Origin of the sequence: Halopseudomonas pachastrellae (genome assembly GCF_900114765.1) — a bacterium.
Lineage (GTDB): Bacteria > Pseudomonadota > Gammaproteobacteria > Pseudomonadales > Pseudomonadaceae > Halopseudomonas > Halopseudomonas pachastrellae.
The window spans coordinates 1-1,496 of record NZ_FOUD01000051.1; the positions used below are offsets into that span (position 1 = coordinate 1).

The 1,496-nt window shown below is 51.6% G+C and carries 1 protein-coding gene; it reads right to left on the reverse strand.

Translation table 11 applies throughout. The features are described 5' to 3' along the window. Positions 1-429: 429 nt before the first annotated feature. Complete coding sequence (locus BM116_RS18555; protein ID WP_083729504.1) at positions 430-1,023, reverse strand: hypothetical protein; 594 nt, start codon at positions 1,021-1,023, stop codon at positions 430-432. Between the last annotated feature and the right edge of the window lie 473 nt (positions 1,024-1,496).

Below are 1,496 nucleotides of genomic sequence, written 5' to 3' on the forward strand. Positions count from 1 at the left end.
CGGTGATGGGATGTAGTTTCTTGCTCATCGTGTCTCCGGTTCGGAGCGACAGTGTCGCTCATTAGCCGGTTACACAAAAATTCGTACACCCCCCAATCTGAGCCGTAGAGACATTGCGGATGGGATTCGAGCGATACCGACAATGACCGTCCCCTCCGACGAAGCCCTCAACTCATTTGAAACTGCCATGCGCGGGCCTAGCGATGATGAGGTCAAGTAACCGACTCATGGTGGATATGTGCTACCGATATGCATTGTCGAGCATTTACAGGCTTAGAATCAGGATGTCACCTTTGACCTGGGCTGGCGCAGGCCAGGTCTGAATTTTTGAGCGTTTCGTTTTTGCTCGGTGGGTTAATCCGGCCGGCTCGATTCTATTGTTGAGGCCTCAGCTCTAAATGGGGCTGCATCGCAGCCCCAGCAGCCTGATTACTTGCCCAGCGGGTACCACGTTGCATAGTTATCGTTGAAATCTTCCTCCAGCCCATAGGCTTTATTCCTAGGCCCTTTAATCACCGCCTCAATACGTGCAAAAGCTTCCTTCATATGTTCCCGAGCAAGTGCCTCAGGCACATAAGCCATGCCGAACCAGGTATTTCGCCATGCAACCAACTGGCGATCAGTTTCAATCACATACACAGGCGCATCCATTTGCACACGCAAGCGTGGAACTGCGAAAGCCCCATCCAGATCCCTCGGAATACGAACTTCCCTCCCGCACTTGTCCCATCCGGCCCAGAGACTGTAAAAGCGCATACGGCGTTCGCTCTGGGCGATGAACTCATAGTAGGGCACGTTAGGTTTGGGTAGGACTCTAGCGCAAGCCTGTCGCATGAGCTTCGTTGAGTACTTGCCGATCTGGACATCAGGGAGTTCGGTGATCTTTTGCTCGAAGTGATGGCGGTTGTTGAAGCCGAGCGCGCGGCAAAGAAGATCAAGCCGTTGGCAATGCGTCAGGCTATCGTCTTTGAATTGGTAGGACAGGTACTTCAGATCGTTGTAGCAGTCGATTGCAGCAGACATGATTTTTCTCCATTGGCCCATACCGGAATTTCGGTAATTGCATGCTGCTTGCTTGGCCTGAAAAGGCGAAAAATCAATATAAACAGGGGGTTTTTTCCCATCGCAGCAGGGTGCCTCCCCAGGCCCATAGAATTTTGTTCACCGACATTAGTGATGTCAACCCCTTTGCCCCAGCTAGTGTTTACACAAGTCTATACCTGCCACAACGAGGAGTGCATCAACAAGGAAGCGTAGAAACGCCCTCCGGCTACCGATAGCGACCGCTACATACTGGTCAAAACCCAATGAATTTCCGCGCGTCTACGCAAAATCCAAAACCACTACGACGTAAAAATTGGACAGATTTCAACGTAGAGCAGGTTGTTTCTTGGCCGAAAAGTATCCGTCCGGCCAACTCACCTTCCGAACTCCAGCATTAAGGACGATGGTGTCCGCGTATTTTTAAGCGGACGCGATAGCCCTTATCGCCGGGA

Coding starts and splice junctions, on each gene's coding strand:
- BM116_RS18555 (WP_083729504.1), bottom strand. CDS start 1,023: ATGTCTGCTGCAATCGACTGCTACAACGATCTGAAGTACCTGTCCTAC.